Here is a 7780-nt window from a genome sequence, read left to right on the forward strand (position 1 = left end):
GCCGCATTCACAAGGAGAGCATGATGAAAAAACTGAGCTTGCTGTGCGCCGTGTGCGCCACCTTGCTGCTGAGCGCGTGCCACAGCAGTAGCAGCAGTAACAACGGTTCGCCCACGGACGGAGGCGTTCCCACGCCGCCCTCTACCATGGTCGACGCGTTCTACACCATGGTGACGCAGTACTTCTCGCCCACCAGCGAGGACACCGACGCCACGCCAATCGATGAAGTAGTAGCCACCCAGCCTGAAGACACGGAACCGGTCGAGTTCACGTAACAGGCAGCAGTAATCGAAGTAGTGCATCGCAGCAATAATCCGGACCGGGGGACCACCCCCGGCCGGAGCAGCATTCATAAAAATAGTCGTTCTCACGCACTGAGAAAATACCATGTTGATTCGATCTGCATTGATCGCCGCTGTTGCCTGCGCGTTGCTTGCGCCCGCGGCTCACGCCGCGCCCTACATTCCCGCCAAAGGCAGCGACGTCGTCGAGCGCCTCCCGCGCCGCAACGATCCCGCCCAGCTTGAGCTGCAGCGCCTGCGCAAGCAGCTTGCCGCCAACCCCACCGACGTGACGCTTGCCACCTCGGTCGCCCAGCATCACATTGCCACCGCCCGCAGCCAGACCGATCCGCGCTACCTCGGTTACGCCCAGGCCGCGCTGGCGCCCTGGTGGTCGCTGGCGGCCCCGCCAAGCGCCGTGCGCCTGTTGCGCGCCACGCTGCTGCAAAGCACCCACCACTTTCCCGAAGCGATGCGCGATCTGGACGCGATCGTCGCGGCCGACCCGCAAAACGTGCAGGCCTGGCTCACGCGCGCCACGGTCCAGACCGTGCGCGGCGATTACCAGGCTGCCACCGCCAGCTGTGCGCGCCTGTCGAGCATCACCGAGCAGCTGGTCAGCCTGACCTGCATCGCCAGCGTGGGCGCCATGACGGGGCGCGCGGGGGCCAGCGAAGCGCTGCTCGACACCACGCTTGCCCGCAATGCCGACGCCGACCCGGAATTGCAGGTGTGGGTGCTGACGCTGCTGGCCGAAATCGCCGAACGGCGCGGCAATGGCGCCGCCGCCGAGGCGCGCTACAAAAAGGCGCTGGCCATGAGTCCCCAGGACAGCTACCTGGTGGGCGCCTACGCCGACTTCCTGCTCGACCAAAAACGCCCGGCCGAAGTGATCGCACTGGTCAAGGACCAGCGGCGCATCGACGGCCTGCTGCTGCGCTATGCGCTGGCGCTCAAGCAGACACCCGGTTCTAACGAAGCGCTGCGCACTGCCGACGCCGAACTGGCAGCGCGCTTTAGCGCCGCCATGCAGCGCGGCGACACCGTGCATCAGCGCGAGCAAGCCCGCTATGAACTGCACGTACGCGGCGACGCAGCAACCGCGCTGACGCTGGCGCAAAAAAACTGGGAGGTTCAAAAGGAATCGGCCGACATCCGCGTGCTGCTGGAAGCGGCGTTCAAGGCGGGCAACAAGGCCGCCGCCGCGCCGGTGCTCGACTGGATCGCCAACAACCGCACCGAGGACGTGGTGGTGGCGCGCCTGTCCCGGCAGCTCAAAGGCGGTGCCTGATGCGCGCCCTGCTCTCTTGCATGCTCGCCCTGCTGTTGCTGTGCCCGATGCTGCCGGCCCAAGCCCACAAGCCCAGCGACAGCTACCTGACCGTCAACGTCGCCGGCGACAAAGTCACCGGTCAATGGGACATCGCCTTGCGCGACCTCGATTTCGCGCTCAACCTGGACCAGGACGGCAATGGCGAATTGACCTGGGACGAAGTACGCGCCCAGCATGGCGCAATTGCCGCCTACGCGCTGGGGCGCCTGGCGCTGACCAATGGCGAGCAGGCCTGCGTGGTGCGCGCCGGCGAACAGCTGATCGACAACCATACCGACGGCGCTTACACCGTGCTGCGTTTCAGCGCGGCCTGCCCCGGCAAGCTCGCGACGCTGGGCGTGAACTACCGCCTGTTCGCCGAACTCGATCCGCAGCACAAAGGGCTGCTCAAACTGGTCAGCGACGGCGTCACCTCCACCGCCATCTTCAGTCCCGAGCATGCCAGCCAGACCTTGTCGCTGCGCGCGCCCAGCAAGTGGACCCAGTTTGCCGACTACGTCAAGGAAGGCATCTGGCACATCTGGATCGGCTTTGACCACATCTTGTTCCTGCTCTCGCTGCTGCTGCCGGCCGTCTTGATGCACAAAGCGTCCGAGCAGGCGCAAAACTTCCGGGGCGCCCTGATCGACGTGCTCAAGGTGGTGACGGCGTTCACGCTGGCGCATTCGATCACGCTCACGCTGGCCAGCCTGCACGTGGTGGCGCTGCCTTCGCGCTGGGTGGAATCGGCCATTGCGGCGTCGGTCGTGCTGGCGGCGCTGAACAATATTTTTCCGCTGTTTCGCGGCCGCCGCCCGCACGCCGCCTTTGCGTTCGGGCTGCTGCACGGTTTCGGTTTTGCCACCGTACTGGCCGACCTGGGCCTGCCCCAAGGCACGCTGGCGCTGTCGCTGGCCGGCTTTAATGTGGGGGTCGAAATCGGCCAACTGGCCATCGTCGCCGTGTTCCTGCCGCTCGCCTTCCTGGCGCGCCGGACCTGGTTTTACCGGCAGTTGATGACCAGCGGCTCGGCCCTGATCGCCCTGCTGGCGGCGGTATGGCTGGTCGAACGGGCGTTCGACATGAAGCTGATGCCGGTGTAATGAGCAAGTGAAGGGTAAGTGCGTGGTTTTTGGGCGGTTCTGCGTGCTGCACGCGGACCGCCCGTTTTTTTTGGCTGATGCAATGCAACAAACGTAATTTCAGTCTAAAATCAAGGATCCTTATAGTAAATACACCGAAAAGTGCACTTCATGATCACGCCAGATATTGAAAATACCAACGTCACCTCGTTCGCGACCATGCCCACGCCCGAGGAACTGCATGCCCGCCTGCCGCTAACCGACAGCGCCTTTGCCACCGTCATGAAAGGGCGCGCGGCGCTGCGCGACATCATCGACCGCAAGGACAAGCGGCTGTTCGTCGTCGTCGGCCCGTGCTCGATCCATGACCCGGTCGCGGGCCTCGATTACGCGCGCCGCCTCAAGGCGCTGCAGGCAGAAGTCGCCGACAGCATGCTGCTGGTGATGCGCGTGTACTTCGAAAAGCCGCGCACCACCACCGGCTGGAAAGGCTACATCAACGACCCGGACATGGACGACTCGTTCCACGTCAACGAAGGCATGGAAAAGGCGCGCCAGTTCCTGATCGACGTGTGCGAGCTCGGTTTGCCGACCGCCACCGAAGCGCTGGACCCGATCTCGCCGCAGTACCTGGGCGACCTGATCGCATGGACCGCGATCGGCGCGCGCACCACCGAATCGCAGACCCACCGCGAAATGTCGTCGGGCTTGTCGACGCCGGTCGGCTTCAAGAATGGCACCGACGGCGATATCAGCATTGCGATCAACGCCATTTTATCGTCGGCGCATCCGCACTCGTTTTTGGGCATCAACGGCCAGGGCAAGGTATCGATCGTGCGCACCGCGGGCAACGCCTACGGCCACGTGGTGCTGCGCGGCGGCGATGGAAGGCCGAACTATGATTCGGTGTCGATCGCCATTGCCGAGCAGGCGCTGGCCAAGGCCAAGCTGCCGGCTAACCTGGTGGTGGACTGCTCGCACGCGAACAGCTACAAAAAGCCCGAGCTGCAGCCGCTGGTGATGTCGGACGTAATCCAGCAGATCAAGCACGGGAACACCTCGCTGGTGGGCGTGATGATCGAGTCGAACATCGTGGGCGGGAACCAGAAGATTCCGTCGGATTTGTCGCAGTTGCAGTATGGCTGCTCGGTGACCGACGGCTGCATCGACTGGGCTGCAACGGAGTCGATGCTGCGCAGCGCGCATGCGGAATTGCTGAACCGGCCTTAAAGCGAGCCGTCGGCGGCGCTTGGCGGAATGCGCCTTCGCTTTTCCGCCCTACGATTGACTCTACGATCGGCCAGGACCATGTAGGGCGGAAAAGCGCGCAGCGCGCATTCCGCCATGGCCCGCCGACGCCGTGCTTTACAATGGCGCATTAAGAACATCTACTGTCCCCCATGATTGTCCTCGGCGTCGAATCCTCCTGCGATGAAACTGGTCTTGCGTTATACGACACGCAACGCGGCCTGCTGTCCCACGCCCTGCACTCGCAGGTTGCCATGCACGAGCAGTACGGCGGCGTGGTCCCTGAACTGGCCTCGCGCGACCATATCCGGCGCGCCATTCCGCTGCTCGAGCAAACGCTCAAAGGCGCCAACCTGGCCCTGGCCGACATCGACGCCATCGCCTACACCCAGGGTCCGGGCCTGGCCGGCGCGCTGCTGGTCGGCTCCTCGATCGCCTGCAGCCTGGCGCTGGCGCTCGACAAGCCGGTGCTCGGCGTGCATCACCTCGAAGGCCATTTGCTCTCGCCGCTGCTGGCGAGCGACCCGCCCCAGTTCCCGTTCATCGCGCTACTGGTCTCGGGCGGCCACACGCAGCTGATGCGGGTCGACGGCGTGGGCCAGTACACGCTGCTGGGCGAAACGCTGGACGACGCCGCCGGCGAAGCCTTCGACAAATCCGCCAAGCTGCTCGGCCTGGGTTACCCGGGGGGCCCTGCCATCTCGCGCCTGGCTGAATTTGGCGATCCCAGCGCCTACAAGCTGCCGCGCCCGATGCTCCATTCCAAGGACTTCAACTTCAGCTTTTCAGGCCTGAAGACAGCCGTGCTCACCGTGGTGAAAAACCATGAAGAAAAAATCATCGCCAATATCTGCGAGCAGGACAAGGCCAACATCGCGCGCGGCTTTGTCGACGCCATCGTCGATGTGCTAACGGCCAAATGCATCAGCGCGCTGCGCCACAGCGGCCTCAAGCGCCTGGTGATCGCCGGCGGCGTGGGCGCCAACAGCCAGCTGCGCGAAGCCTTGAATGCGGCCGCCGTGGCTAAAAAATTTCGCGTGTATTATCCGGAACTTGAGTTCTGCACCGACAACGGCGCCATGATCGCCTTTGCCGGCGCCATGCGCCTGATGATCAATCCCGAAGCCGCCCGGCGCGACTACAGCTTTAACGTCAGGCCGCGCTGGCCGCTCGACGAAATCAAGGTCGTCTGACGGCCCAGCCGGTTGAGCGCGCCAATTTCCTGCTTCACCAGTGAACTCGCGCGGCCCGCGCCGATCCTACGGTGTGACCGCCCATTCGTAATCAATGGCAAACTCGACCGGTTGTGTTTTTCCAGAGGTGCTTTTTATGCGTGTTGTCAGCTGGAATATTCATTGGGGTTGTGGCAAGGATGGCCGGATTCGCATCCATGCCATTATCGACGTCTTGCGCAAGTTGAACCCGGACATCATCTGCCTGCAAGAAGTTGCAGCCAATCATGCGGAGCTGGAAGGCAACGCCAACGCGAACCAGTTCCGCCAGCTGGCGGGGGCTTTTGGCGGCTACCAGCCGGTGCTTGAACCGACCAGTGAAATTTACCAGAACAATATGCCGCGCCAGTTCGGCAACTTGCTTCTGTCCAAGTTCAGGATCAATCAAGTGCACCGCTATTTGCTGCCGTGGCCGCCCGATCCGCACAGCCCCGCAGGCATGCCGCGCGGACTGATCGAAGCGGTGATCGAAGCGCCGGGTGGCAAGGTGCGCGTGCTGACCACCCACCTTGAATATTACTCGCCCGTGCAGCGCATGGCGCAGGTCCGGCATGTCAAGTACCTGCACTGGGAAGCGTGCGAACGGGCCCGCATCTTCCAGCCCGATCCCACGCTCGAATCACCCTACCAGCTTGGTTTCCGACCGGGCTCGGCCATCTATTGCGGCGACTTTAATTTTGTGCCGGATACGCCGGAATACAAGGAGCTGATCGCGCCCGATGAAGGCGTCGCCTTGCCGCTGGTCGACGCCTGGCGCTTCAAGCATCCCCATGTGGCGCGCGCGCCTACCGCCGGCCTGCATGGTTTCAAGTGGCCCGAGCGGGCCGATTGCTTCGATTACTTTTTCGTGACCGAAGACCTGGTGGGCCGGGTGGCGGAGTGCGAAGTGCAGTCTGAAACAGCCGCGTCCGACCACCAGCCAATCGTGCTCGACATCAACTAGCCGGCAAGGCTCAAAACTCGTAGCTGACCCGGCCCGTCACGCGCCAGTCGGACTGGTCCGGCATGACTTTTTTCAGCGCGCGCGCGGCGGTGATATTGCCCCGCATTTTGGCGCCCAGCTGGAAGTCGGTGCCCACGCCCGCCGAGTGTGCCCGCTGGCGTAGCACGCCGGTGGTGCGCACTTCGCCCGCATCGGCGAACACATAGGCGTCGACGTTCTCGCGCAGCGCCCGGTGCAGCTCCAGGTTCAGCAGGTAGCCGCGGTCGCCCGACAGCGCGCCCGCCTCGTAGCCGCGTACCGTGCCGGTGCCGCCAAGCTGGAACAACAGCGACGGCGACAGGTTCACCACGCTGGTATCCTGCACGCTGGCGCGCAGCAGCGCGAACTGCTTCGCTCCCATCGTCTCGGCCCAGCTGCCGCTCAACTGGCGCAGGTTGAAGCTGCGTTCCTGGCCGGTCGCCGACTGTTCCGTGGCATGCGTCACCGTCAGGCCCAGGTTGACCGTGCGCTGCTCGAACGTACCGGCGGCGCTGGCCACCAGCGACTGATTCAGGATGCTGGTGCGGCTCAGCTCAAGAGCGCCAACCTGGTTGCGGCTGCGCGTCTTGCCCGCCGTGGCGCCAAGGTCGAACCACCACCCGCCGGTGCGCCACAGCGGCTGCGTGACGCCGATCTGCACCGACTTCGAGCGCCCGCTGATGCCCAGTTCCCGGTAGGGTCCGGCCACGATGTCGGTCACGCTGTCGCTGTATGTCTCGGTCAGCCGGCCGCCCAGGTGGTTGATCGGCACCGCGTACGAAAACGTGCCGGAGGTGGCGCCGCGCGAGCGCGACACATAGACCGAGGCGCGGTCGCCCAGGCCCAGCGGGCCGTTGACGGCGGCGTCAAAGCCGACCTGCGCTTCGCCAATGCTGCGCGCGCCTTCATTGCCGGCAAAGGCGCGCAACTGCAGTCGCTTGGGTTCGCGCACGGTGAGCAGCATGTCGGTCTGGCCGACGCTTGCCCCCGGCCGCAGGCCCGCCTCGATCTGCAGTTCGCCGCTGCGGTTAAAACGCTTGATCTGCTGTTCCAGGTCGCCCACGACCAGCGTCTTGCCCTGCTGGGGCGCGAACCACTCGGCCACGAACGCCTTGCTGGTGTAGGTGGCGCCGGCTACGCTGACGCCCGCCAGGCGCGCTTCGACCAGGTCGATCCTGACCACGCCGTTCTGGATTTTCTGCGCGCCGATCACCGCGCGCGCCGTCACCACGCCATGCGCCCGGTAGCGCGCATTGACTTCCTCGACCATGCTGGTTAGCAGCGCAAAGTCCGCTTCACGGCCCACGTAGCGCGCCGCGATCGCGGCCAGTTCGTCCTTGCTCAGGAAGGCGCTCTCGCCAAACACCACCTGTTGCAGCATGAACTTGGGACCGCTGGCCGGCGCCGGTTTGGCTTGCTCGCGCGTCTCGTCGCGAATCACCGCCGGTGCAGGCGCTGCCGGCGGCGCCTGCTCGTTGAGGAAGCGGCGCCGCTCGGCTTCCTGGCGCTGCAAGGCGGCCGGGTCGATCTGCGTGGGCGCCACCTGCGACCAGGCCGGCGCGGCCACCCAGAGCACGGCCAGCATGGCGGCCAGCCGATGCTGGCGGCGTGGGAACAAGACAACGGGTACGGACCTGCTGGTATTCATAGTTGATTGATTCATT

Annotated in this window: 7 protein-coding genes; 6 read left to right on the forward strand and 1 reads right to left on the reverse strand. The window is 64.6% G+C overall.

Annotated elements, in window-relative coordinates; all coding sequences use genetic code 11:
* Nucleotides 1-20: 20 nt before the first annotated feature.
* From ACP7BV_RS07285 to ACP7BV_RS07310, 6 genes are all read left to right on the forward strand, one after another.
* Nucleotides 21-275 carry a hypothetical protein gene (locus ACP7BV_RS07285; protein ID WP_426103021.1) on the forward strand — a complete coding sequence of 85 codons (255 nt, stop codon included), beginning with the start codon at nt 21-23 and terminating at the stop codon, nt 273-275.
* A 112-nt stretch (nt 276-387) separates the two neighbouring features.
* On the forward strand, nt 388-1572 hold the full coding sequence (locus tag ACP7BV_RS07290) for a tetratricopeptide repeat protein (protein ID WP_426103023.1): 1185 nt from the start codon (nt 388-390) through the stop codon (nt 1570-1572).
* Complete coding sequence (locus ACP7BV_RS07295) at nt 1572-2696, forward strand: HupE/UreJ family protein (RefSeq protein WP_426103025.1); 1125 nt, start codon at nt 1572-1574, stop codon at nt 2694-2696. The genes ACP7BV_RS07290 and ACP7BV_RS07295 overlap by 1 nt, the downstream gene beginning before the upstream one ends.
* 150 nt (nt 2697-2846) lie before the next feature.
* The gene (locus ACP7BV_RS07300) at nt 2847-3905 is read left to right on the forward strand and encodes a 3-deoxy-7-phosphoheptulonate synthase (protein WP_426103027.1); all 1059 of its coding nucleotides are present in this window, start codon (nt 2847-2849) and stop codon (nt 3903-3905) included.
* 170 nt (nt 3906-4075) lie between these two features.
* Nucleotides 4076-5116 carry a tRNA (adenosine(37)-N6)-threonylcarbamoyltransferase complex transferase subunit TsaD gene (gene tsaD / locus ACP7BV_RS07305; protein WP_426103029.1) on the forward strand — a complete coding sequence of 347 codons (1041 nt, stop codon included), beginning with the start codon at nt 4076-4078 and terminating at the stop codon, nt 5114-5116.
* A 136-nt stretch (nt 5117-5252) separates the two neighbouring features.
* On the forward strand, nt 5253-6098 hold the full coding sequence (locus tag ACP7BV_RS07310) for an endonuclease/exonuclease/phosphatase family protein (protein WP_426103031.1): 846 nt from the start codon (nt 5253-5255) through the stop codon (nt 6096-6098).
* Between the two features lie 10 nt (nt 6099-6108).
* Here the strand turns inward: ACP7BV_RS07310 and ACP7BV_RS07315 are convergent, their stop codons facing one another.
* Complete coding sequence (locus tag ACP7BV_RS07315; protein WP_426103033.1) at nt 6109-7779, reverse strand: ShlB/FhaC/HecB family hemolysin secretion/activation protein; 1671 nt, start codon at nt 7777-7779, stop codon at nt 6109-6111.
* Nucleotide 7780 lies beyond the last annotated feature (1 nt).

It is taken from the genome of Massilia sp. TSP1-1-2 (genome assembly GCF_049896185.1).
Taxonomy (GTDB): Bacteria; Pseudomonadota; Gammaproteobacteria; order Burkholderiales; family Burkholderiaceae_D; genus Telluria_A.

What these genes read in the sequence shown, in the direction of transcription:
- ACP7BV_RS07310 (WP_426103031.1), top strand. Translation starts at nt 5,253, where the DNA reads ATGCGTGTTGTCAGCTGGAATATTCATTGGGGTTGTGGCAAGGATGGC.
- ACP7BV_RS07315 (WP_426103033.1), bottom strand. Translation starts at nt 7,779, where the DNA reads ATGAATCAATCAACTATGAATACCAGCAGGTCCGTACCCGTTGTCTTG.
- tsaD (WP_426103029.1), top strand. Translation starts at nt 4,076, where the DNA reads ATGATTGTCCTCGGCGTCGAATCCTCCTGCGATGAAACTGGTCTTGCG.
- ACP7BV_RS07295 (WP_426103025.1), top strand. Translation starts at nt 1,572, where the DNA reads ATGCGCGCCCTGCTCTCTTGCATGCTCGCCCTGCTGTTGCTGTGCCCG.
- ACP7BV_RS07285 (WP_426103021.1), top strand. Translation starts at nt 21, where the DNA reads ATGATGAAAAAACTGAGCTTGCTGTGCGCCGTGTGCGCCACCTTGCTG.
- ACP7BV_RS07300 (WP_426103027.1), top strand. Translation starts at nt 2,847, where the DNA reads ATGATCACGCCAGATATTGAAAATACCAACGTCACCTCGTTCGCGACC.
- ACP7BV_RS07290 (WP_426103023.1), top strand. Translation starts at nt 388, where the DNA reads ATGTTGATTCGATCTGCATTGATCGCCGCTGTTGCCTGCGCGTTGCTT.